This is a genomic window from Alteromonas sp. K632G (genome assembly GCF_017653625.1).
Lineage (GTDB): Bacteria > Pseudomonadota > Gammaproteobacteria > Enterobacterales > Alteromonadaceae > Alteromonas > Alteromonas naphthalenivorans.
This window is the reverse complement of the sequence record NZ_JAGGDM010000005.1, coordinates 169,415-194,024: the sequence shown is the minus strand read 5'-3', so window position 1 is coordinate 194,024 and position 24,610 is coordinate 169,415. Positions and strand designations below refer to the sequence as shown.

19 protein-coding genes are annotated in these 24,610 nt (G+C 45.4%); 12 read left to right on the top strand and 7 right to left on the bottom strand.

All coding sequences use genetic code 11. The features are described 5' to 3' along the window. Positions 1-28: 28 nt before the first annotated feature. Positions 29-751, top strand: coding sequence for an HAD-IA family hydrolase (locus tag J5X92_RS07115; RefSeq protein ID WP_013785920.1), 723 nt, complete (start codon positions 29-31; stop codon positions 749-751). Between the two features lie 72 nt (positions 752-823). On the opposite strand, the gene cysE is transcribed toward J5X92_RS07115, so the two are convergent. Then, entirely contained in the window at positions 824-1,642 is an 819-nt protein-coding gene (gene cysE / locus J5X92_RS07110; protein ID WP_013785921.1) for a serine O-acetyltransferase, read from the bottom strand. A 321-nt stretch (positions 1,643-1,963) separates the two neighbouring features. Here cysE and uvrD point away from each other — a divergent pair, with 321 nt between their 5' ends. Beyond that, positions 1,964-4,135 (top strand): DNA helicase II, encoded by a 2,172-nt coding sequence (gene uvrD / locus J5X92_RS07105; RefSeq protein ID WP_013785922.1) that lies wholly within the window; start codon positions 1,964-1,966, stop codon positions 4,133-4,135. A 36-nt stretch (positions 4,136-4,171) separates the two neighbouring features. Further along, positions 4,172-5,428: a diguanylate cyclase gene (locus J5X92_RS07100; protein WP_208805196.1), complete on the top strand. Its 1,257-nt coding sequence runs from the start codon at positions 4,172-4,174 to the stop codon at positions 5,426-5,428. On the opposite strand, the gene rarD is transcribed toward J5X92_RS07100, so the two are convergent. From rarD to J5X92_RS07085, 3 genes are all read right to left on the bottom strand, one after another. Next, positions 5,416-6,366, bottom strand: a complete 951-nt coding sequence (gene rarD / locus J5X92_RS07095; protein WP_126872651.1) for an EamA family transporter RarD — start codon at positions 6,364-6,366, stop codon at positions 5,416-5,418. The two genes, J5X92_RS07100 and rarD, sit on opposite strands and share 13 nt — an antisense overlap. A gap of 138 nt (positions 6,367-6,504) precedes the next feature. Beyond that, positions 6,505-7,842: a magnesium transporter gene (locus J5X92_RS07090; RefSeq protein WP_013785925.1), complete on the bottom strand. Its 1,338-nt coding sequence runs from the start codon at positions 7,840-7,842 to the stop codon at positions 6,505-6,507. Between the two features lie 30 nt (positions 7,843-7,872). Continuing rightward, positions 7,873-8,367 (bottom strand): thioesterase family protein, encoded by a 495-nt coding sequence (locus J5X92_RS07085; RefSeq protein WP_013785926.1) that lies wholly within the window; start codon positions 8,365-8,367, stop codon positions 7,873-7,875. Between the two features lie 162 nt (positions 8,368-8,529). Between J5X92_RS07085 and recQ the strand changes: the two genes are divergently transcribed. Further along, the gene (recQ, locus tag J5X92_RS07080; protein ID WP_013785927.1) at positions 8,530-10,368 is read left to right on the top strand and encodes a DNA helicase RecQ; all 1,839 of its coding nucleotides are present in this window, start codon (positions 8,530-8,532) and stop codon (positions 10,366-10,368) included. Positions 10,369-10,505: 137 nt separating this feature from the next. Here the strand turns inward: recQ and J5X92_RS07075 are convergent, their stop codons facing one another. Next, entirely contained in the window at positions 10,506-11,174 is a 669-nt protein-coding gene (locus J5X92_RS07075) for a glutathione S-transferase (protein WP_126872653.1), read from the bottom strand. A 206-nt stretch (positions 11,175-11,380) separates the two neighbouring features. On the opposite strand from J5X92_RS07075, the gene J5X92_RS07070 reads away from it, so the two are divergent. The 8 genes from J5X92_RS07070 (at position 11,381) to J5X92_RS07035 (ending at position 21,712) form a co-directional block, all read left to right on the top strand. Beyond that, positions 11,381-12,844, top strand: a complete 1,464-nt coding sequence (locus tag J5X92_RS07070) for a protein adenylyltransferase SelO (protein WP_126872654.1) — start codon at positions 11,381-11,383, stop codon at positions 12,842-12,844. Next, positions 12,832-13,140 (top strand): DUF3630 family protein, encoded by a 309-nt coding sequence (locus J5X92_RS07065; RefSeq protein ID WP_013786032.1) that lies wholly within the window; start codon positions 12,832-12,834, stop codon positions 13,138-13,140. The genes J5X92_RS07070 and J5X92_RS07065 overlap by 13 nt, the downstream gene beginning before the upstream one ends. Positions 13,141-13,263: 123 nt before the next feature. Further along, positions 13,264-16,104, top strand: coding sequence for an EAL domain-containing protein (locus tag J5X92_RS07060; protein WP_126872655.1), 2,841 nt, complete (start codon positions 13,264-13,266; stop codon positions 16,102-16,104). A 154-nt stretch (positions 16,105-16,258) separates the two neighbouring features. Continuing rightward, positions 16,259-16,873, top strand: coding sequence for a GTP cyclohydrolase II (gene ribA / locus J5X92_RS07055; protein WP_013786034.1), 615 nt, complete (start codon positions 16,259-16,261; stop codon positions 16,871-16,873). 163 nt (positions 16,874-17,036) lie between these two features. After that, positions 17,037-18,395, top strand: coding sequence for a DUF3300 domain-containing protein (locus tag J5X92_RS07050; RefSeq protein WP_126872656.1), 1,359 nt, complete (start codon positions 17,037-17,039; stop codon positions 18,393-18,395). A 145-nt stretch (positions 18,396-18,540) separates the two neighbouring features. Then, a complete protein-coding gene (locus J5X92_RS07045; protein ID WP_082605070.1) occupies positions 18,541-19,530 on the top strand; it encodes a zinc transporter ZntB in 990 nt (329 codons plus the stop codon). Between the two features lie 167 nt (positions 19,531-19,697). Continuing rightward, positions 19,698-21,179 (top strand): methyl-accepting chemotaxis protein, encoded by a 1,482-nt coding sequence (locus J5X92_RS07040; RefSeq protein ID WP_208805195.1) that lies wholly within the window; start codon positions 19,698-19,700, stop codon positions 21,177-21,179. Next, positions 21,179-21,712 (top strand): DUF6436 domain-containing protein, encoded by a 534-nt coding sequence (locus tag J5X92_RS07035; RefSeq protein WP_208805194.1) that lies wholly within the window; start codon positions 21,179-21,181, stop codon positions 21,710-21,712. Before J5X92_RS07040 ends, J5X92_RS07035 begins: the two co-directional genes overlap by 1 nt. Here the strand turns inward: J5X92_RS07035 and J5X92_RS07030 are convergent. Both J5X92_RS07030 and J5X92_RS07025 read right to left on the bottom strand, forming a co-directional pair. Then, positions 21,709-22,677, bottom strand: coding sequence for a histone deacetylase family protein (locus J5X92_RS07030; protein WP_208805193.1), 969 nt, complete (start codon positions 22,675-22,677; stop codon positions 21,709-21,711). The two genes, J5X92_RS07035 and J5X92_RS07030, sit on opposite strands and share 4 nt — an antisense overlap. Continuing rightward, positions 22,674-24,515, bottom strand: a complete 1,842-nt coding sequence (locus tag J5X92_RS07025; RefSeq protein WP_013786040.1) for a bifunctional acetyl-CoA hydrolase/transferase family protein/GNAT family N-acetyltransferase — start codon at positions 24,513-24,515, stop codon at positions 22,674-22,676. The genes J5X92_RS07030 and J5X92_RS07025 overlap by 4 nt, the downstream gene beginning before the upstream one ends. Positions 24,516-24,610: the final 95 nt, after the last annotated feature.

Below are 24,610 nucleotides of genomic sequence, written 5' to 3'. Positions count from 1 at the left end.
CTCTTTTGAAAATAGGCCTTTAACTATTATGCAGTTCTTCAGAGCCATAAATTCCGTGAAGGCTATGACCTTCGACCTTGATGACACCTTATATAATAACGAACCTATTATTCGCCAAGCCGAAGCAGCATTGAATACGCATTTAAAGCAGTATCACCCCAAAGCAGCAGCATTAACTCCTACACACTGGCAACAGCTAAAGCGGGATGCTATTACGGCCAATCCTACTTATTCATCTGATATGGGAAAACTTCGCTTAGCGGTGTTAAATGCGGCTTTGATACATGATATTCCACCCCAAGACACCCACACGTTAGATGCTGCCGTGCAAGCCTGTTTCGACTGTTTTTATCATGCCAGAAGCGAGTTTGATTTGGCTGATGATGTGCATAAAACCTTATCAATTTTAAGTGAAAATATGACACTGGTAGGTATTACTAACGGCAATGTAAACGCTGACCAAATAGGTATTACGCCTTATTTCGATACCATTTTACATGCCAGTACTAGCCGACCTATGAAACCTTCACGGGCTATGTTCGATGAAGCAGCAAGCTTTATAGGCGATGCGCCGGAAAATATATTGCACGTGGGCGATAACATTATTAAAGATGTGTATGGGGCGATAAATGCGGGGTTTCAGTCTGCTTGGTTTGCATGCAACCGAGAAATGCATTTACCCCGTGAGAGAGCATCTGTACTCCCTCACGTGGCATTAGATTCGTTAGACGAGTTAGCTTACTTCTTGTAAGTAAATCAGTAAGTAGCGCTTTCTCTTAAGGTACTGGCGCTTAAAGTACTTGCTCTTAAAGTACTGGCGCGTTTAAGGCTTTTGCGAGTAAGGCTGATTGTCTTCTAACACGTTTTGGCGCATAGAATCGCAAGGGCGCTGGCATACTGGGCGTCCAACCACTTTAGCCGGCACACCGACTACTGTAACGTGCGGCGGTACATTGTCTAACACAACACTACCCGCTCCCACTTTAGAGCCTTCGCCAATTTCGATATTGCCAAGAATTTTAGCACCCGCACCTACTAACACGCCTTGGCGAATTTTAGGGTGACGGTCACCCGACTCGTTCCCAGTTCCGCCAAGCGTTACGCTTTGCAAAATAGACACGTTGTCTTCTATAACTGCGGTTTCACCCACCACAATTCCGGTAGCGTGATCGAACATCACCCCTTTACCTATTTTAGCGGCAGGGTGAATATCCACGCCGAAGGTAGCCGAATTACGGCTTTGTAAGAACAAAGCAAGTTGATGTCTACCATGCAACCACAAGTAATGCGCCATGCGGTGAACTTGCACTGCGTGGAACCCTTTGAAGTGCAGCAATGGCACTAAGAAATCATCTACTGCGGCGTCTCGGGCACGAATAGCATTAATATCTGCCATTGCCGACTCACTAATTGACGGCTCTAACAAATAGGCTTCATCGAACACTTCACGAATGGCAATAGCCGGCATCACTTCATCAGCCATTTTGCTTGATAATATAAAGCTTAACGACGATTCAAAATTATGATGTGCTGAAATACAGGCGTGAACATAGCTTGCTAGTAGCGGCTCGCTTTCTGCCACAGTTTGCGCTTCTTTTTTTAACGATAACCAAAAGTCAGTCGATGGAGAGAGTGCGTGCATGAGGCAGTTCCTGTAAAAATAAAGTTCAGAGCCCACTTAAATGCGGGTAAAAGGCCTACATTGTATTAGGCAACATAATGGCTCGAAGTGTACATGAGCCACAGTTAAAACAACACCTACAGACTACGCTTCAAGCGTGAAAATTGTTCAACTTATCGATAACCTGCCCGTGAATACCGCTGGTGTCGTCTAAACAAGGCTAAGTTCATCGCTAAAAATTCCCCCTAGCCGCTAAGCTTCATCAAACAGGCCTGTATAAATTCACAGTCAGCTGGCATAATGTTGCAGCATTGAAACTAGACAAATTAGGTTGACCATATTATGGATGTATCCCGACTGCTTGACGAGCTTAACGATAAACAACGTGAAGCGGTAGCAGCCCCTCTTTCTAACGCCCTCATATTAGCTGGCGCAGGAAGTGGCAAAACTCGGGTGTTGGTGCATCGCATAGCATGGTTAATGGAAGTGGAAAATATTGCCCCGTTTTCCATTCTGGCCGTAACCTTTACGAATAAGGCCGCGAAAGAAATGCGTGGCCGAATAGAGTCGTTGATGGGTCGTGGTCTGAATAATATGTGGATTGGTACTTTCCACGGATTAGCTCACAGGCTGCTTCGCGCCCACCATGCAGAAGCTAATTTGCCTGAAAACTTCCAAATTCTTGACTCAGACGACCAATACCGTTTGATTAAACGTATTTTAAAAGCCATGAATTTAGACGAAAAGCACTGGGTGCCCCGTCAAATTCAGTGGTATATCAACGGCAATAAAGACGAAGGCCTGCGCCCTCAACATATTGAAACCCACAATGACCAAACCCAACAAAAGATGCGTGAAATTTACGCCGCGTATCAAGACGCGTGCGACCGCTCAGGGCTTGTGGATTTTGCCGAGCTATTATTGCGTGCACACGAACTTTGGGCTAAAAACCCAGAAGTGCTCGCTAATTACCAACGACGTTTCCGCGCCGTATTAGTTGACGAATTCCAAGATACCAACAACATTCAGTACGCATGGCTACGCATGCTGTGTAGCGGCAATCAAAACAATATCATGATTGTGGGCGATGACGACCAATCTATTTACGGCTGGCGTGGCGCGAATGTTGATAATATTCAGCACTTCTTGAAAGATTTCAATAACCCCACAACCATTCGATTAGAACAAAACTACCGTTCTACCGGTACCATTTTGAAAGCCGCCAACACGGTTATTGATAATAATACGGGCCGTTTAGGCAAAGAGCTTTGGACAGACGGCAACGATGGCGAGCCCATCTCTGTTTATGCGGGGTTTAATGAGTTAGATGAAGCCCGCTTTATTGTGTCGAAAATTAAAGACTGGCTGAACCAAGGCAATGCGTTAAAAGACACTGCCATTTTATATCGCAATAACGCCCAGTCGCGGGTATTAGAAGAAGCCTTACTGCACCAAGGTACACCGTATCGCATTTATGGCGGCCTTCGATTCTTCGAACGCCAAGAAATTAAAGATGCACTTGGCTACCTTCGTATGATGAATCATCCTCATGACGATGCCGCCTTTGAACGTGTAGTGAACACGCCAACTCGCGGTATGGGTGAAAAAACCCTCTCACAGGTACGAGAAGCCGCCAGAACACATAATTGCTCTATGTGGCAGGCTAGCCAACTACTCATTAACGAAAACGCGCTCAAAGGCCGTGCACTTAATGCCCTTCAAAGTTTTGTGCTGTTAGTTACCGAGCTTGAACAAGCTACTGTAGACGAGCCTTTAGAAAAACACGCCGACGTGGCCATTAGGCAGTCAGGCTTATACGCCATGTATCAAGCCGAACGCGGCGAAAAAGCCCAAGCGCGACTGGAAAACTTAGAAGAATTGGTTACCGCGTGTAAGCAATTTACCGTACCTGATGAAGCAGAAGAAATGACGCCGCTTTCTGCCTTTCTTGCTCACGCCTCGTTAGAAGCAGGCGAAACCCAGGCGGGCACCGATCAAGATGCGGTGCAGATGATGACGATTCACACCGCAAAGGGGCTCGAATTCCCTATGGTATTTATGGCCGGTGTCGAAGAAGGCATGTTTCCAAGCCAGATGACCAATGATGAACCAGGCAGAATGGAAGAAGAACGCCGCCTGTGTTACGTGGGCATGACTCGCGCCATGGAAAAGCTATATATTACTTACGCGGAAAGCCGCCGTTTATACGGGCAAGACAAATACCACACCGCATCTCGCTTTATTCGTGAAATTCCAGCTGACTGTGTTGAAGAAGTAAGACTCAAGTCTACAATTTCTCGACCGATACATAACCGATTCAGCCAAGCGACCTCACACGCCTCATTTGAAGAAACTGGCTTTCAGTTGGGCCAAAAAGTTGTTCACCGTAAATTCGGTGAAGGGATAGTACTAAACTACGAAGGCAGTGGTGAACACGCTAGGGTACAAGTTAATTTTGACGAATTTGGTACAAAATGGCTCGTTCTCGCCTATGCTAAATTGGAAAAAGCATAGCAATCTGGCAAGAAGCCTGAACCCAAGTAGAGAAATATGCCGCAAAATGTGCTGGTGATAGAAAACAGCGATAAAAATTTAGACGTTGTATCAAAACTTGTCAGAAAAGCAGGGTTAATCCCTGTTGGCGCTCACTCGTTAACGGAAGCGAGCGCCCGTTTTGCGCTTATGATGCCTGAAAGTTTCTTGTGCGCCATTGTTGCTCATAACTTACCTGATGCGCCGAATGGCGAAGCCATCGACTTCGCTATTGATGCCTTTATTCCAGCCATAGTCACTACCGATACGCTAGAAGCAAAAACCCGAGACAGGGTCTTAGAAAAAGACGTCGTTGATTACATTCCCAAAGAAAACGCGCAAAATTACGATTACTTAAGCCGTTTACTGTTTCGATTAGAGAAAAACAAATCGACAGGTGTTGTAGTAGTAAGTACGCACCGTTCATCTAGACGAAAAATGCTTTCGCTGCTTTATCGACACAACTTTGTGGTTTATGACTGCCCTACCGCCAGTGAGGCTATGAGCATACTGGCTGAGCATGCACATATCAGGTTGGTTATCACCGATAACGCGCTTCCAGATATGACCGGCACGCAGTTTATTTCAGGCCTGCGTAAAGCCTTCTCAAAAGAACAGTTAGCCATTATCGGTCTTGCAAGCGACCAACGCCCGCTGATGTCTGCTCATTTCATTAAAAGCGGTGCGAACGACTTTTTGCATTTACCTTACTGTCATGAAGAGTTTTTATGCCGGGTAATGCAGAATATTGAATATATTGAAAGCGTAGAAGCCATTCGACGCGCTGCTAATACCGACTATTTAACTGGCCTGCCTAACCGCCGCCATTTCTTTTATACCGTTACCGTGCAGTATAAAAAGCTACCTGAGCAACATGCTTTAGCGCTTATCGACCTTGATCATTTTAAGCGCATTAACGATACCTACGGGCATGATGCGGGTGATCTCGTGCTCAAAGCGGTAGCTAACCTGTTACAAGTTCATTTTAACGATACGCTGGTTGCACGTTTTGGTGGGGAAGAATTTTGCGTTTACTTGCCTAAAATCGACCTTAATAACGCACAAGAGCGGCTAAATAGATTCAGAATAGCGTTAGAGAAAATGCCAATTCAATTAGGCGAAGAAAGCGTGAAAGTAACCTGCAGTATTGGGCTTTGTAATACCCCTACGCAAAATATTGAAACCTTGCTAAGTAGCGCAGATAAGCTTTTATACAAAGCAAAACATGCTGGGCGTAACCAAGTTTACCTAAACAGTGAAACTCAAGAAGTTTGAGTTTCACTGGTTACCTTAGCCGACTGCACCGATGCCTTTAGGGCTTTTCGCTGTTTTTTGTAGGCAATAAGAGAGTCGACACTAAATACTGCAAGTGCTAGCCACACAAAACCAAAGGTGATTAGCCTAGCCTCATCTAACGGCTCATCGTACAAGTAAACCGCCAGCACGAACATGAGTGTTGGCCCTATGTATTGCAAAAAACCTAAGGTTGAATACATGATACGCCGTGCTGCTGCGGTAAAGCATAACAAGGGCGCAGTGGTCACAATACCGGCGGCTAAAATAAGCATGTTTAAGCTAGCGTCGTTATTAAAAAGGTTGCTGTATTCTGAACCAAATAGCAGCCAATACCCTAAAGCTAAGGGTGATAACATTAACGTTTCGATAAAAAGGCCCGGCAAAGAATCTACCGCTACCTGCTTGCGTAAAATACCATAAATACTAAAACTGCCCGCCAATACAAGTGCAATCCAAGGCACATGACCGTAAGAGAAAATCAAAATAGCCACACCCACAATGGCTAATACCACCGCCACTCGCTGAAACGTTCTTAGCCTTTCGCCTAGAAAAAGCCGCCCAAGAAAAACGTTAATAAGCGGGTTGATGTAGTAACCTAAGCTAGCATCCAATATGTGATCGTTATTTACTGCCCAGATGAACAGTAGCCAGTTGGCGCCTAGCAAAATGCCAGCGACCAATAACACCTGCATCACCTTTTTATTTCGCAAAGCTGCGGCAACCTTGGCCCACTGCTTTAACCCAGCAATCAAGCCTACCAGCACCAACACCGACCAAGTTACCCTGTGCATTAGAATTTCTGCTGCGGGCAATACAGTAAGCTGTTTAAAGTAGATTGGCGCTATACCCCACATGGTGTAGGCCGCGATGGCACACATTATTCCGACTTGGGCAGCACTGGCTTGCTGAACGCGCATAGTTAGCTATCACTTTTTAAGGCTGAAAAAAGGCGCGTAGTGTTCATTACCTTACTTAAGAAAGCAAGCCTATCACGCCCAGAATGGGGTATTTACAGACAAAGTTAGTCTAGGGGTGATGACAACTTATAGTTCCAGCTATAACAGAAATAACGTTCCCAACCCTAAGAAGGCAACAAAGCCAACAATGTCAGTCACTGTGGTAAGAATAACTGATCCAGACAACGCGGGATCTATCTTAAGTCTGTCCAAAATAAAGGGCACGAACACACCGGCAAGCGCAGCTGCCACAATATTAAAGAGAATGGCTAGGCAAATCACCATGCCAAGTAGCGCATCGGCAAACCAGAAATAGGCCACTATGCCTATCACCAAAGCCCATATCACGCCATTTAGCCCCCCAACTTTGAGTTCTTTCATCATAAGTGCACGTAAGTTGGCTGGCGTTACTTGCCCAAGTGCCAGCCCGCGCACAATCAATGTAAGCGTTTGGCTGCCTGCTATACCACCCATACTAGCAACCACTGGCATGAGTACCGCCAGCGCAACCACCTGCTGTAATGTAGCTTCAAACAACCCGATAAACCAAGATGCCAAAAACGCGGTAAGCAAGTTGATACCTAGCCACAATGCACGGTTTCTCGCACTTTTTGCCACAGGTGAGAATAAATCTTCGTCTTCATCCATACCTGCAGAGGCCATGACTTGACGCTCGTAAAACTCGTTCATTAACTCACTGGCCGAAGCGATATCTAAACGACCAATAAGTTTGTTCGATTCATCTACCACAGGTAACGACGATAGCCCTGAACGCTGCACTTGTAAGGATGCCGCGGTAGACTCATCAGTGCCCACTAGCATAGTGACATTTTCTTCGGCCATGCTAATCAGTGAACTGTGTTCTTGCGCCGCAAAAAGACGATGAATCTTCACCAGTGCGGTAAATTGACCGGAACGGTTCACCAAATAAATACTATCGCAGTGCTGAGGTATGTCTCGTCGTAATAGGCGTAAGCCTTCTTTCACTTTTGCATTAGCCGGTAGTACTAGCAACTCATGACTGACCCAGTGACCCACTTGTTCGTCGGGAAACTGCGTCGCTTCGCGGAAATACTTACGTTCTTGGCTATCAAGGGCTTCGTATGCGACATCAACTAACCGCGTGGGTAATGAGTCGAGGAGTTCAAGTAAGTCTTCTGCGTCAATATCAGCAAAGATAGACGCCCACTCGTTATGCGGCGTGGCGTCGATAAGAATTTCACGGGGATCGCTTCGCATTTCCACCAGCACGCTAAGCTTGCGATCACGTGGAATGCCCTCCCAAACGACGAGACGTCGCTCTAGGGGTAACGATTCTAATAAGGAGGCAATGTAGACAGTATCCTGCCCACTTAATGCGGTAAGAATAGACGCTGGGTCATCACCCATACCATCTGTTACAAACTCTTCGATAAGATCGGGTAATGGCTCCGCCACTCGACACCTCCAAAATGCATTATATACCGGCTACCCCAACATATAGGTACCCGTACCAAAGGCAATATGATCGCCTTTTTCGTTGTGAAGCTCCATCCTACAAACCGCCAACTTAGCGCCGCCGCGAATAACTTTTGCCGTAGCAATAAACCGCTCTCCACGACCCGGTCGCAAATAGTCAACGCGCATATCTACGGTACCCATTCTCGGTAGACGGGTTTGCAAGCTTGCTAGGTCAGTATCGTTAGTTCGTTTAATCGCTTCGATAATAGCGACCAAGCCGCCTATGGTATCTAGCATAGTGGCTGTCACGCCGCCATGAAGAATTTTTTGCAGTGGATTTCCGGTTAAGGCTTCACGCCAAGAAACATGAAGTTCTATGCTGTCACTTTCTACCCCTTCATTCGGGCGAACAAACTCTAACCCTAATAACTGGTTAAACGGCATAGTATCACGAAATAAACTAATAACATGTGCAATCATATCGTTGCGGCTAGGCATATTTTTATTGTCTGAAGTGCGCATATTGCATCCTTTCTTATGAGTAGCATTACATCGACGTTAGCCTACTTTTAAGGGATGCACTGTTTTAATTTATTATACCTTTTCATATGACTTCTGAATTTTAGTCCAGTTTTTGCGTTTGTTTCGTGAAGAACGATAGAAAAACGCGTAAAATCCCCCGCCATGACTACTGTAATTGCCGACACCACTATTAGTTCTCCCGTTCCCGATGCGCTAACCCCTGAAAACGTTTTAAAAAATGTGTTTGGGTACGATGAATTTCGCGAGGGACAAGGAGACGTCATCCACCATGTATGCCACGGTGGAGATGCACTTGTATTGCTACCTACCGGTGGTGGAAAATCTATGTGCTATCAAATTCCAGCGCTTATCCGCGCAGGTACTGGCATTGTAGTGTCGCCACTTATCTCGTTAATGCAAGATCAAGTAGAACAGTTAAAAGCCTTGGGTGTGAAAGCCGCTTACCTAAATTCAACACTTAGTCAGGAAGACCAAGCCAGTATTTCAGAGCAAATGGTGTCTAACCAGTTAGACTTATTGTATGTCTCTCCTGAACGATTGCTTCAATTTGGCTTTCAGCAAACGCTTCGTACTACAGAGGTAGCCTTATTTGCTATCGATGAAGCCCACTGCGTCTCCCATTGGGGGCACGATTTCAGGCACGACTACCGGGCCCTCGGCCAGATTAAAGCCCGCTTTCCTGATATCCCTGTTATTGGGTTAACGGCTACCGCAGACATCGCTACCCAAAGCGATATTCTCACCCAACTGCAACTTAATGACCCCCTAGTTTATAAAGGCAGTTTCGATAGACCGAATATTCGTTATCGGGTGATGTCGAAGTACAAAGCCTTCGAACAGGTTGTTACTTACGTTAAGCAACAAGAAGGCAGCGGGATTATTTATTGTAATAGTCGCGCCAAAGTAGACGACTTACATGCCAAGCTATTCAAGCAAGGTTTTCGCTGCGCGGCGTATCATGCGGGTATGGATGCCGACGAACGAGAATTAGTTCAGCGCCAGTTTTTGAACGATAAAATTGATATTGTTGTAGCCACGGTCGCCTTCGGTATGGGGATTAATAAATCGAACGTGCGTTACGTGGTGCATCACGATGTACCTCGCAGTGTTGAAAGTTACTACCAGGAAACAGGCCGCGCAGGACGAGACGGCCTTGAATCTGAAGCCATGCTGCTGTTCGATGAAAAAGATGCGGCTCGGGTACGTCAGTGGATTGAGCAAGGTGAGCAGGCCGATAGAAATGCCATCGAACTTCAAAAGTTTGCGGCCATGGAGGCCTTTTCTGAAGCGCAAACCTGCCGCCGACAGGTGCTGCTTAACTACTTTTCTCAATTTAGTGACAGTGCCTGCGGCAACTGTGATATTTGTCTAGATCCACCCACCATGATTGACGGCTTGGTCATTAGCCAAAAAGTACTGTCTTGTATTCTTCGGCTTTCACAGCAAGCCTCTACCCAATACCTTATTGATGTACTGCGCGGCAAACAGCTAAAGCGCTTGCAAGAAGCTGGGCACCACCAGCTTTCAACCTATGGTATTGGCAAAGACAAATCTGACAGCTATTGGCACAACATGATTAATCAGCTTATCCATAAGGGGTTAATACGGGTTGATATTACCGCCAACGCTGCGCTTCGCTTAACCGAAGCTGCCCGCCCTGTATTAAAAGGCGAAGTGGCCGTACAGCTAGCGGTACCTAGGTTAGAATTCAAGCCAGATAAAAAGGCGAAACAAGCGCCGGCTAACTACGACCGCACCTTATTTATGCGCTTAAAGCACTTACGCAAAGTGCTGGCAGAAGAAAACGAAGTGCCGCCTTATGTGGTATTCAGTGATGCTACGCTGGTAGACATGGCCGCTAAGCTCCCGACCACCCGCGATACTATGTTAGATGTAAGCGGCGTAGGGCAAACCAAGCTATCGCGCTACGGCGACGCCTTTATGCAGTTGATAAACGATTACATTCATCGTGAACAATAGCGGCAGTATTTAGTTAGCATATGGGTTTAGCTAAATCCTATTCCTCGCCAGAGCCTATACCCACAAAGGCCTGCATCTAAACAGGCCTATATTTAAATAAACCTACATCTAAACAAAGAAGGGCTCAACATTGGGTATTAGGCGTATGCGTACTCACCGCCTTTTTCTAGCGCTTGCTTATACGCAGGCCTTGCATGTACCCGTTTCACGTATTCCCGAATGGCAGGAAAATCTTTGGCATTCCCACTTGCCACTAATGACTCTAATGGAAATATCATTTGTACATCAGCTCCGGTGGGTTGTTCACCGGCAAACCACGTGTGATGGGCAAGGTAAGACTCTACATAACGCAAGCTTTGGGCTAAATTGGGCCCATAATAGGCATTTAAAATTCCATCGATTAACTTATTCGTAATAGGTTTGATAAAGAAAGGTTTAGACCCTTTTTGACGGGCCTTTTCAAGCACCAACCTAGCTACCAAGGGTGGCATTAGCGAGCCTTCGGCAAAGTGTAACCAAAATAAATACTGCTGCAGATTTTCACCGCTCTCAGGAGAGGTAAAATTTGTTTGTCCATGCTGGCGAACTAAGTACTCGACAATGGCGCCCGACTCAGCAATTGCCCCTTCAGGGGTAGTCAGTACAGGCGAACGACCCAGTGGATGTACTGCACGTAACGATTCCGGCGCAAGATTAGTGATGCTATCTCGCTGATAGTGTTCAATATTATAATCAACGCCTAGCTCTTCCAATAGCCATAAAATACGTTGAGATCGAGAATTATTTAAGTGATGTAACGTGAGCATAATGCTTCCTTTAGGCCCTAATAAGGCCGTTTTTTATTATTGCTAGCTTATGTCTTTTATACACGTTTTATAGAGGGGAAGTTTAATTTTAATCTGTGATAAGTTGCACTGTGTCTCACTGATGTAAATGGCGCTTTTATTAGCCTTCACATTTTGCTACTTTCCGCCCTATAGATTGTGACACGCCATCGGGAAACGACTAACTAATGGGTTTATTAAATCGCTATGCAGAAACCCTATCGGAACTGGGTAGCTTTGTACTTCCAGCACCGCTTAAAGACATGCGAGTAGGCTTGTTTAACACCACCCTAGCCAACGAGCTTGCACTTCCTGAACACTTGCTGCAGCCTCAAACTATGCTTGATTGGCTACACTCTCCTGTTACGCCCCTTACACAACAGGCATTTGCACAAAAATACGGTGGCCACCAGTTTGGTCAATGGAACCCTGAATTAGGCGATGGCCGTGGACTGCTTTTAGCAGAAGTTATCGATTCAAACGCGCAGCCCCACGATCTCCATTTAAAAGGCGCCGGCCCTACCCCCTACTCTAGGCACGCTGATGGGCGTGCCGTACTACGTTCTACATTAAGGGAGTATATTGGCGCTGAGGCACAGCATTATTTAGGTATTCCCTCTAGCCGTTCGCTGTGTCTTTTTACTAGTGAAGATACCGTGTACCGAGAGCGCCCTGAAACCGGTGCCATGATGATAAGAACCGCCCCTAGCCATATCCGCTTCGGTCACTTTGAATATTATTTTTATGCCAGTCAAAAAGATAAATTACAGCGGTTACTCGACTTCACCATTGAGCATCATTTTGCCGAATGCAAAGCGGCAACAAATCCTTATGCTGCTTTACTAGGCGCAGTAGTAACGCGTACTGCTAGATTAGTCGCGTTGTGGCAAACCCACGGTTTTGTGCATGGCGTAATGAACACAGACAATATGTCTATTCATGGCATTACCTTTGATTATGGGCCGTTTGCCTTTTTGGATAATTACGAGCCTGGCGCGGTCTTTAATCACTCTGACCATCAAGGCCGCTATGCCTTTAATCAACAGCCGGGTATTGCCCTTTGGAACTTAAATGCCCTTGCCCATGCCTTTTCAGGACATTGCTCTGTTGATGAAATAAAAGCCGCTTTATCTACCTTCGAGCCAACTTTCATTTCCCAATATCAACACTTGATGCTATCTCGTATGGGCATTGAGACTAATGAGAAAGAGCAAAGCCTTGCTGTCATGCAGTCTTGGCTACAAATACTTGAGACCAAGAATCTAGATTACACGTATTGCTTCCGTCAGTTGGCGTTGGCAGATATAAACAAGGCTCAGTGTCCTTTTCACGATATCTTCGTTAGTCAGGAAAACAGGTTCAAACAAGTAACACTTGTTGATCAAGAAAAAGCAGATGCATGGTGGGAAAGCTACCGTAAGCTGCGTTTAGCAAGAGAAGAAGAAACTGAGCTCTTGTCGCTAAACCCTGCGGTCATTCCTCGTACTCATTTACTTCAACAGGCGATTGAATTAGCCGAAAAGGGTGACTTCTCACTCTCTGATTCTTTGTTAGAAGCTACTAGCACACCATATGATGCTAGATGGGATACGCATCCCTTTTCAAAGCCACCTTCATCATCAACGAACACGAGTTTGTCATGCAGCAGTTAACCATTCAAAACCTCAAAGCCTTGTCGAAAATAAACGGCCACGCTTTGTTTATCGATACCCCACTTCCCAGTACACCGTTAAAAACTCAGCAATGGGAGCAAACCTTCTGTACGCTTTTTAATTTAACCGCGACAAATCAAGAGTGGGGAGCCGACCGCTATCAAGTTACGTTAAGTAACGGCAGCTTCAGCTGTATGTTGTTTATCGAATGGCTTTGCGAAGCCATTTGGCTTGAGCCAATAGGAAGTAATGAAAATGCGCAGGACCTGTATGACTATCTATTTGATGAAACGTGAATGACTTTTCATCATTCTTTTCATTATTTCTTTCCCCAAAAACAGGATCTTCCGTTACTATTAGTTTACTGATCTTTGAGAATTTACGTTAATAAGGTAGCTATGCCATTCAAAAGAAAAGGAATGTTGGCATTCTTCATTGCTTGTATCACCTTATCTACTTGGGCGTTAAGCGACGCCATCCAAAATTCGGCTGTTGCATCAGAGCTTACCATTGACCAATCTTTTCGTGTCGCCACCATTAACGAAAGCAGTTCGTTTTTTGTCGCGCATAAATCCATGACGTACTTAGATGTCCTTCATCCTTCTAGCCCCTTAACCAGCAGTATTCCGCTTGATAGAAATAATAGTCGACTCTGGATTTCTAATGAATTAAGGAACGAGGGATTTAGCACTATTCCCCTAGTGCTAAATATAGACAGGCTTAATATTAACGACCTTCAAATTTATTTGCTTGATGGCAATGCTCGAATCATTAAGTCTTATCGTTACCAAGCGGGTAAAGGGGATTTTTCACTAAAGAAACCTTTCTCTGCCATCCGCTTAAGCTTTTCACTAACGCCACAAGAAAATGTTCGGCTGGTTATTGGCGTATATGATGATGGTCTTCGCTATTTCCCAATCTCGCTATGGGAAAAACAGGCGATTGAACAATACGATGAAACCTTGCTTATTCTACTTGGCATCGTACTGGGTATGCTCACGGTATTAACTGGCTATTTCCTGCTGTCTTACTTATATCAGCGCACCCCAGCCCGTTTCTGGTTGGCGGTAACCAACTTTGTATTGTTTGCGCTGTTTTTTATGGCGCAAGGCGGGCTTGCGACATGGCCTTCTTTAACTAATGCGAGCGAAATAACCTTTGCGGTACTCATTAGCCTTAGCTTTGTGACACTCGCAAAAGTGACCCACAGTTTGTTTTCCCCTATTCCATTAGTGCTAAGAATACTTACCTTTGCACTCCCTATTGGTATGGCTATCGCGGCAGTATCGACGAGCGCGTACGATGCAACCCGCATCCTTTTTGCCGCCAGCCCGTTTATTGCTGCTTATCATATTGGCTTAGCATTTATTTTTAAGGATAAACAAAATCTTGCATCAAGCCGATTGTTCGCCTTCGCTTGGGTGTTCGTATTCATGCTTTATGCGGTATTCGTAAAAATCGCCTTCGACAATGCCTTTTACACCGCCCCCATTGTCATGATTATTCTAACCCTGCTGACTTTGTCCCTTCTTTGCATCGGGTTTGCCGTTGAATTAAAAGAGCAGAACGTGAGCCGGTTACGATTGTCTGAAAGTGAAGCTACGATCAGCAGCCTTCATCACTTTTACGATTTGTTTAGAAATTCCAGTGAAGGCCTATACACCTCTACCCTAGACGGGGAATTAAAGACAGTTAACCCTGCCATGTGCGCCCTGTTTGGCTATACCGATGAAGCGAAAATGTTAGCAGAAGTAAAAAACACCAAGCAGTTTTACGCTAATGCGGAAGACCGCGACGTACTGGTAGGAGAACTACTTCATAGCGGGCAGGTAGCGGCGCGGGAAATTAAAGGAATGCGCGCCAACGGTAGTGCATTTTGGTTTTCCATATCTTGTCAGGTACGAGAAAATGAAAGTGGTAGTTTTTTATATGGCTCTATTATCGATGTTACGGAGAAAAAGCAGTCAGACTCTAGCCTACAATTTATGGCGACACACGACTCGCTAACTGGGGTTTATAATAGGCGTCAGTTTGAAACTACTCTGACCGCTAGACTAAGCGAAAAGTCACCCATTCCACCGTGCGTGCTGTATCTCGATTTAGATCGCTTTAAAATTGTTAACGACACCTCTGGTCATAAGGCAGGCGATGCCCTTATTAAAGATATTGCTCACTTGCTAGAAAAATCACTTCCTAATGAGGCAATGCTAGCGCGGATAAGCGGCGATGAATTTGGTGTTATTTTTGAAAACCAGCCGGAAGAACAAGCTTACTTACAGGCAACCGCATTATTAAATGCCGTTCAGGATTACCGCTTTTCATGGGAAAACCGCATATTTAGCTTGGGGGTTAGCATTGGCATGGTAGTGTGCACCGACCCCGACGCCAGTGCAGAGCAATATATCTGCATGGCAGATGCCGCGTGTTATTACGCCAAAGAGCAGGGGCGTAATCAAATTCATAAGTACAGCAAAGACGATGAAAGCATGCTGCGCTACCAAAATGAGCTGGATTGGGTAAACAGCATTCAATCGGCATTATCAGAAGACAGATTCTTACTTTACTACCAGCCGCTTAGACCATTAAGTCGACCCAATGACGGCCATTATTATGAAGTGCTTCTGCGCATGAAAGAAACTGATGGTCGCATTGTAGAGCCCGCCGCATTTCTGCCTACCGCTGAACGCTTCGAGATGAACGTGAAAATAGATAAGTGGGTTATTGTTAATACCTTTAATTGGCTAAGTGAGCATCCCGAGCATTTGGCTGAACTCAAGCGCTGTAGTATTAATTTAAACTGCCATTCCTTAGCCGACAGAGACTTCAAACTTTTCGTGTTAAACGCGTTTGAGCGTTATAAAATACCTTACGATAAAATTTGCTTCGAGATGATTGAGTCTGTCGCCATTATCAAGATGGAATACACTATCGACTTCATGCGTACTTTCCATCGTTTAGGCTGTTCATTTGCGTTAGATGATTTTGGCAGAGGGTTTGCGTCATATGGTTATCTAAAACACCTGCCTGTCGATATTGTCAAAATTGACGGTACCTTCATTAAAGACATGCGAGCAGATCCTGTTGATGTCGCTATGGTGTCTTCCATTAAAGATGTCGCCAAAGCCCTAGGAATGCAGACTGTAGGTGAGTTTGTAGAGTCTGATGCCACTATGACACAGCTAGGTAATATGGGCATCGATTTCGCCCAAGGTTACGGTGTAGCTGAGCCCGCGTTGCTTGACGACTTCAAACCGTTATAACCTAAAACCGATTAGGCTATGGTATTGCTACACTTTAAAAGGGGTATATTGTAACATTCGCGAATTAATGAATGGGGAGCTGTACCTGTCTCAAGCCCTTGTAAAAGGCAAGAACACCCCCACATAACGCTTATGATCCAGGTGTAGAAGTAACATGAGCAGCAAACAACCTAAATACGAATATGTCAGTTCCGCAAAATTACCCACTCGTCATGGTAATTTTAAAATCCATGGTTTCGTTGAAACCAGTGGACAGGAGCACGTGGCGCTTTCCTATGGTGAATGGAAAGAAAACGATGTAGTGCCGATCCGCATTCATTCTGAGTGTCTAACGGGAGATGCACTTTTCAGCACCCGTTGCGACTGTGGTTTTCAGTTAGAAAAAGCCATGCAAAACATTGCCGAAAATGGTTTTGGTGTGTTGCTTTACCTTCGTCAGGAAGGTCGTGGTATTGGGTTGCTGAATAAAATTCGCGCTTATAATTTACAAGATAGCGGCATGGATACGGTTGAAGCCAACGAACATTTAGGTTTTGATGCCGACTTACGTAGCTATGATATTTGTAAGCTAATGCTTGATACCTTGGGTGTACAGCGCGTTGAGTTGATGACCAATAATCCCAAGAAGCTAGCGGCGTTAAAATCGTTAGGCATTGATGTAGTGGCACGTAAACCTATCGATCATGGTATTACAAAAGACAATAAGAACTACATCAAAACCAAGACTGAAAAACTTGGACATGCATTCGACCCCCACTCTTTTAAGTAAGTCACTTTTCCATTCAATCTATTCCAACCTGAATAACATTAATTCAGGTTGGTTCAGGTTACGTTAATACCAGAAGCGTTATAACACATACAGACTTTGTGACATTGCCTGTAAAAAGTGCTTAGTTTAAGCATTTCCATGCAGAGTAATGTAAGGAGAACGTATGAAAAAACTGACTTTAGCTTTACTCGTAGCCATGGGAACCCTATCTACTTCATTCCCCATGCTGGCTTCAGCATCAGTTGAGCCAGAAACTAAGGTAGATAACTACCAGTATTCAGACGCTGAGCTAGATAGCTTACTTGCGCCTATTGCACTTTACCCTGACACCTTGCTTACTCATATTATGATTGCGGCCACCTACCCTCTTGATGTAGTGGCAGCAGACAGGTGGCGTCAAAGCAATTTGCACCTTACCCCTGAACAAGTAGAGCAAGCGCTAGACCCGGTTACTTGGGATCCGAGTGTAAAAGCCTTGGCTGCATTTACCGATATTCTGCACACCATGGCCGAAGATCTTAATTGGTTACAGCAACTTGGTGATAACGTGCTAATTAGTGAAGCCCGTGTACTGGATAGAGTGCAGTTGCTTCGCCAACACGCCCTTAACACCGGTAACTTACAATCGAATGATTATCTTGAAGTCGAACGTGAGATAGAACAAGAGCGCAGCGTGATTGTTATCGCACCTCGCCATAGAGATGTGGTTTACGTGCCTTACTACGACCCGCTTATTGTGTTTGGGCTTTGGTCTCATGCCATAGCGCCTGTGCACTGGCATCATAGGGTTAGCTACCGTCATCGCGGGAATTTTTTCTGGGCACCGCAAGTTAGGCTTTCAAGCTTCTTCTATTTTGGTGGTATTCGTTGGAGCAATCGCCATGTAGTGATCCACAGAGAACCAGTGCGCCATTATTACAGAGGCACCCCCAATAAACGCGTTTATAGCAAAGGTTATCAGCGCTGGCAGCATAATGCTGACCACCGCAGAGCCCGCTACTCTAACCGCGTAGTACATAGTGCGCCTAAACGATATAGCGCCAATCGTTCAGTGAAAGTAAGAAGCAACGAGCGTGGTAACACTAGGGTTATCAACGCTAAGTCTTCAAGGCACACGCAGACAAGCATTTCTCAAAATAATCATCGAAACATACAACACAATAACCAACTTAAAGGGCAAACTTCGCGCAATGTAAATGTGGCAAACAAGCAGTTAAAAACACCACGAACAGTCACGACTACTAAGACCATGAAGCGTGAGAGTAATAAGGCTTCAGGGCAGAAGTACCAGCAAGGCGCTTCTACTCATGTAAAGCGGGCGCAAACTAGCGCTAGAAATACGCAAACTAGGGATACTCGTACAGCGTCTAACCGTTCGTCAATGTCGCAACAACGTGCTACACGAAATGTTGATCGCAGCACTAGTCGTGACAGAAGCGTAAGTCGAGAGAGAAGCGTAAGCAGGCAAAGCAACGTTAACCGTAACAGAAGCGGGCAAAGCAAATCTCATTCACAGAAGTAGGTTGAGACTAAACCGGTTGAGGCAAACACGCCACCAACGTAAAAACCAAACGCGCCTTGTTCATACAGGCGCGTTTGTTTTTAGATGGCAAGCGGCTTTATCTCTGCGTAGTATGAGGTAACTTTTTCTGATGGTAATGGTTCATATGCACGCAGCCTCAACTCCTCAAGCCTTATTATGGGCTTATTTACTATCTCCCAATGGTGAAACTAAAACCATTGAAGCGAAAGCCATTCCCGACGCCTTAGCACAATGTTCGTTCAGCGATGAATACCTTTGGTTGCATGTCCAATCAGATGCTGAAGACGCTGGCACCTTATTGCAATCTAGTGGCTTACACCAAACGGTTATAGACAGCTTACTTGCTTTAGAGACAAGGCCAAGAGCCATGACCCTACATCAGGGAACCTTGGTGTATTTGCGAGGCATCAATAAAAACCCTGATGCCGACCCAGAAGATATGGTGTCGCTACGTACGTGGTACAACAAAAATATTATTGTAAGTGCTCGGCGTAAAAACAGGCGATTAGCCTCCATTCAAAACCTTCGAGATGAAATAGCTTCGGCACAGGTACCTATAAGCCCATCAGCACTATTGCTGAACATGATCACGAAAGTCGCTGACACCATTTTGGACACGGTAGATGAAATGGACGAGAGCCTAGTAGGGTTTGAAACCCGTGAACAACTTCGAAAGGAAGATAGGCAAAATTTATCTATTGTAAGACGCCAAGCCGCATCTATCAGGCGCTACCTTGCGCCACAACGTGATGCGTTAGATGCCCTACTTCGTTTACCCGATGCGTTATCGCAAAATCAGAGTTTTGAACTGCGTGAGCAAACCGACCGCATGAGCCGGTATGTAGAAGATATGGACTTATTGCGAGAAAGAGCAATTGTACTTCAAGACGAATTGCGAAACCGAATAGCGGAACAACAAGGCGTGCGCATGTACGTATTGTCGATGGTAACGGCGATTTTCTTGCCCTTGTCGTTTTTAACGGGTGTGTTCGGCATGAACGTAGGCGGATTACCGGGTACCGAATCTGCCAATGCTTTTTTATATTTAATGCTTGGAATGGGAGCGCTAAGCATCTGCATGTTGGTAGCGATGCTGTGGAAGCGCTGGCTGTAGCTAGCGTTTAACCAACCATTAAAATTCATTAAAAATAATTAACATTCAACGCATTAGTACAAAGGCTAATAGATTTTAATTTTTTTAATCGTATGATTGGTCAAAATAGCGCGCTTTGCATTTCTTGCCTACACTTAGGCAAACTGCTTTAGTGGAGAGAAAACAATATGCAGTACCCTTGGATACTAGAAGGACACAAGATCTTTCGAGTGGTAATACTGATCCAACTAGTCATTTCTTTTGTTATTGGCTTCGTGACAGGCGATATCTTCACTGCCGTGGTGCTTGGCATTCCTATCGCTGCTCTACCTCTTTACTTCAGCTTTCAACAGCCCCAGTCGGTTATTAGCCGTCGTGCGGTTGCCATTGGCATACAATTACTCACAGCGCTGCATATTCATCAAACCTTCGGGCTTATTGAAATGCACTTTGAAATATTCGTGACACTGGCGTTTCTTTCTTATTTCAGAGACTGGAAGGTTATTGCAACCGCCACTGCCGTGGTTGCGGTACATCACATCAGCTTTTATATTCTTGCTACGCAAGGTGCTCCTGTATTTATCTTTCAAGAGGGAGACCTAACGTTCCCTATATTATTAATGCACGCGGCTTTTGCAGTAGCGGAAGGTGGCCTTTTGATGTACATGACCAAACAAGCCCATCAAGAAGGTGCTGGCGCCGCAGAGTTACGTATCGCTATAGAGAATATGCAGAAATCTGAAGGGCAAATAGATTTATCTGTATCCTTTGAGAGAGAAAACGAAATACTTCGTCCATTTGGCGAACTTATTGACCAAGTTAAAGACTTGGTTGCTTTAGCGTCTTCATTAATGAATGAAGTCGTTAAAGGTTGTGAGAAAATGGAAACGGCGGCTAGCAATATGTTTGAGATTAGCCGCAATACCGACCAAGAAATTGCCATGGTGTCTGCTTCGTCTGAAGAAATTGCGCAAACCATGCAAATGTCTGCTGAACAGACAACCCGCGCTAGTGACAAAGCGTCTGCGGCAGAGGCCTCTTCAGGTTCAACTCGCGACTCTATCGTGTCCACCAGTCGAACCATAGATTCGCTGCGTAGTACGCTAAATGATGCCGCAAAAACTAACACTGCACTTAACGAGCAATGTTCGCACATTTCAGAAGCCATGCGTGCCATAACGTCAGTAGCAGAGCAGACTAACCTACTGGCACTAAACGCGGCCATCGAGTCGGCGCGTGCTGGTGAGCACGGTAGAGGGTTTGCAGTGGTTGCTGATGAAGTGCGTACCTTGGCCATTCGTTCAAAAGAAAGTGCTGATCAAATCACCTCGGTAACCGAGCAATTAGTAAGTCAAACGGCAAGTTCGGTAGACCAGATGCAAACCTGTATTCAGCTTGTTGATGAAGCTGTACTGTCGGCTGATACTGCTACCCAAGCAATGTCTGAAATCACCACGCAAATTCAGTTTGCCAGTGAAAGCATGACTGAAATTGCGACCTCTGCCGTTGAGCAAGAAACCGCATCGGCTTCCATCGCACAAAGTACAGCTCGGTTAAGTGAACTGACTTCTGAAGAGCTCGCTACGGCGGAATCGTTGTCAGCAGAAGTGGAAATTTTGTCTCAAATTTCACAACAAATGCGCGGTGCTATAGGTCGCTTTAAGCTGTAATGTCGAAAAAGGGAAGTTGGACGCTGTTGCTGGTATGGGCAATTAGTTTACTAAGTGCTGTTTTGTTTTATAGCCAGCGTCAAATTTCTGAGTTCGACCCTAAAGGCACCTTGCTGCATCAATCAACAAGCGTCACCTTTGACGCTTCGTTGATATCTCTGCTTAAAGACTATGATGTGCCTGCTGGCAGTATTGTTCATGTGGGTACGCAGGAAAAGTGTTATTGCGACACCCTTACCGATTCTCATCAAACTCAGCTGATCAACAACCTAGGTCAATTAGGCTACAGCGGCTTGACGCTAGACATTGAAGATGTGCCAGAACTCGCCTCTATATTGCCTTCGGTACCTACCCTTATTGTTGTAGACACCCAGTATAACCTTCGCTATTTAGGGCCTTACGCTACGGGGTACGGTTGTTTTACCGGTAAAAATTTAGTGGATGAAATTAGCGGGTATGCAACAAGTTCGTCTTACATCAATGCCGTGGTGAAAACCGAAGCTGATGGGTGTTTTTGCAGCCCGCACGGTTAGGGGTGAGATAGCCCTTTCAAATGTGCCACCACACTGCGCCCAAGCGCACTTAAGTCATACCCCCCCTCAAGCGTACTCACAACACGGCCATTACAGCATATATCAGCAACTCGCCTGATGCGCTGGCTCACCCAAAAATAGTCATCTTCGGTAAGGCGAAGATGCGCCATAGGGTCTTCAGCATGGCCATCAAATCCTGCCGATATAAAGATAAGCTCGGGATGAAAATTCTCTAGCGCATTAAACCAATGGGATACTTTTTCTCGAAATACTTCGCCGGTAGAACCCGCTTCTATAGGCACAGATAAAATATTGCTTGCTGACACAGGCGCACCGCTATGAGGATAAAACGGGTGCTGAAAACTAGAACACATCATGATGCGTTGATCCCCTGCGATAATATTTTCAGTGCCATTACCGTGATGAACATCGAAATCGATAATTGCCACACGAGAAAGCTGATAGTTTTGTAGAGCATAGCGTGCAGCTATGGCTACATTATTAAATAGGCAAAAGCCCATTGAGCCATCGTAGGTAGCATGATGCCCAGGCGGACGCGCTAAACAAAAGGCCTGCCTATCATCGCCCTGCATGGCCCAATCTACGGCATTACAACCTGCCCCTGCCGATTCTAATGCGGCGGGCAAAGTATATTCCATCATGCCGGTATCATCATCTAACCAAGTGACTGGGTTGTTGTCTTTATGATTTGCATCAGGGTGTGCTTTTGCTGATGCAGACAGATGCTGCGCCCGGGCAAATACACTTTGCACGTACTCTGGGCTATGCGCCAAGGTAAGGTAAGCCTCAGCGATAGGCTTTGCATCCGCGTGTTCACACACCATTTCTAAACCCGATGCTAATAGCTGGTCGTCTATTGCATATAACCTATCTGGCGACTCAGGATGCTCTGAGCCTAAGTCATGTTTAACGCCATGTTTAGTGCGATAAATTCGAATGGTCATGGTAACTCACTCACGTTTAATACCAATTCAACGTCACTGGGGTCACCGGTAAAAAGCCGTTTAAACTGCATTTGTTCAAAGATTGTGATCATGGGGGTATTTTCTCCCCTGACATAGGCCACCATTTGATTTATTTCACGCGCTTTCGCTATACGAATGAGTTCGTTCAACAGCCGACTTGCCATGCCTTTACCCTGCTGTGTTTCTCGGGTAACAAACGCCACTTCACAGGAGTTATTGCTGGCGTTGTAATAAAACCGGCCCACGGCATGAATGGTAATTCGAGACCCTTCTTGGCGCACTATGCACAAGGCCACGTCAGAGGTTTGATCTACACTCACCAAGTTACACGACTTCTCTCTCGACATTTGTTTGGGGTCGTAGTTGTAGCGAAGTCGCAGGGTTTCTTTGGTGTGCGAATAAAAAAACTCTTGAAGGCGGCGTTCATCAGCGGGATTCAGCGGGCGCATATAAAATTTTTCGCCTTGAATATTTAGCCGTTTAAGCTGAATAGCGCCTAGCTCGGGAATATCTGTCGGGTACTTTTCTTGGTAATGCGGTACCCAATAATGCTGCCTGACTTCTTCCAATAGCTGAGATCTGAACTTAGGGTGCGCTACTCGAATAAGCTCTAGCGCTCGCTCACGAATACTTTTACCTTTAAGAGACGCAATACCGTACTCGGTAACAACATATTGCACGTTGCCCCGCGAGGTTACTACCCCAGCCCCTTCAGCAAGACGTGGCGTAATGCGAGATATGGTTTCATTTTTTGCCGTTGATGGCAGCGCAATAATGGCTTTCCCCCCTTTGCTAATAGATGCGCCTGTTACAAAATCGACCTGCCCCCCAATACCACTATAAAAATCATATCCTAGCGAGTCGGCAACCACCTGCCCCGTTAAATCGACTTCCAACGCACTATTAATCGCCACCATATTGTCGTTCTTGGCAACATTGGTGGGTTTATTCACATAACTGCTAGGGTAAAATTCAATATGCGGGTTGTTATCGATTAAATCGTAGAGCTTACGGGTACCAATAGCGAAACTGGTTACCACCTTGCCTGGGTGGAAGGTTTTTTTCTTATTAGTAACCGCACCTGATGCTAACAACTCAATAATACTGTCGGTAAGCATTTCGCTGTGAATACCTAAATCTTTGTGATGGCACAGGTATTTAAGGGTGGCACTTGGAATTTTACCAATACCAAATTGCAAGGTAGCGCCATCATCAACCAACATGGAAACGTACTGCCCAATACGTTCGGCCACGCTATCAATAGGTGGCGGCATAACTTCAACTAAGGGTTCGTTCGCTTCAATACATGCGGTAATTTCACTGACGTGAATATAGGAATGACCAGCCGTTCGGGGAACTTGCGGGTTAATTTGTGCAATCACATATTTACTTTGACGCACTGCCGACATGGCAATATCAACCGCCGCACCTAAGGAGCAATAGCCGAATTCATCAGGAGGACTTACATTTACCAGCGCGGCGTCTAAAGACAGCGTGCCATCACTAAACAAACTTGAAATTTCAGAGAGAAAAACTGGGGTGTAATCGGCTCGGCCTTCATCAACAGCTTGCCGCATCGCTTGACCACCAATAAAGAAGGTATTGGCTTTAAATAGATTTTTGTACTCATCATTGACCCAGCGCGTATCGCCAAGTGCAAGCATGTGTACTAGTTCAATATCGCTAAAGCCATCGCTATTATCAATTAGGTGCTGAATCAGTGCGTAAGGTACTGATGCATTACCACCCACAAATAATCGACAACCCGACTTTATCAGCGCTTTCCAATCTGGTTCAGACGGTAAACCTATTGCCATACCCTCGGCCTTATTCCCGCTAATCTGTACCGCTATAATGACACATTTTTCCTGTTGTGCGTTACCAAGCTGGTAAGACAACAGGAAAAACGTTA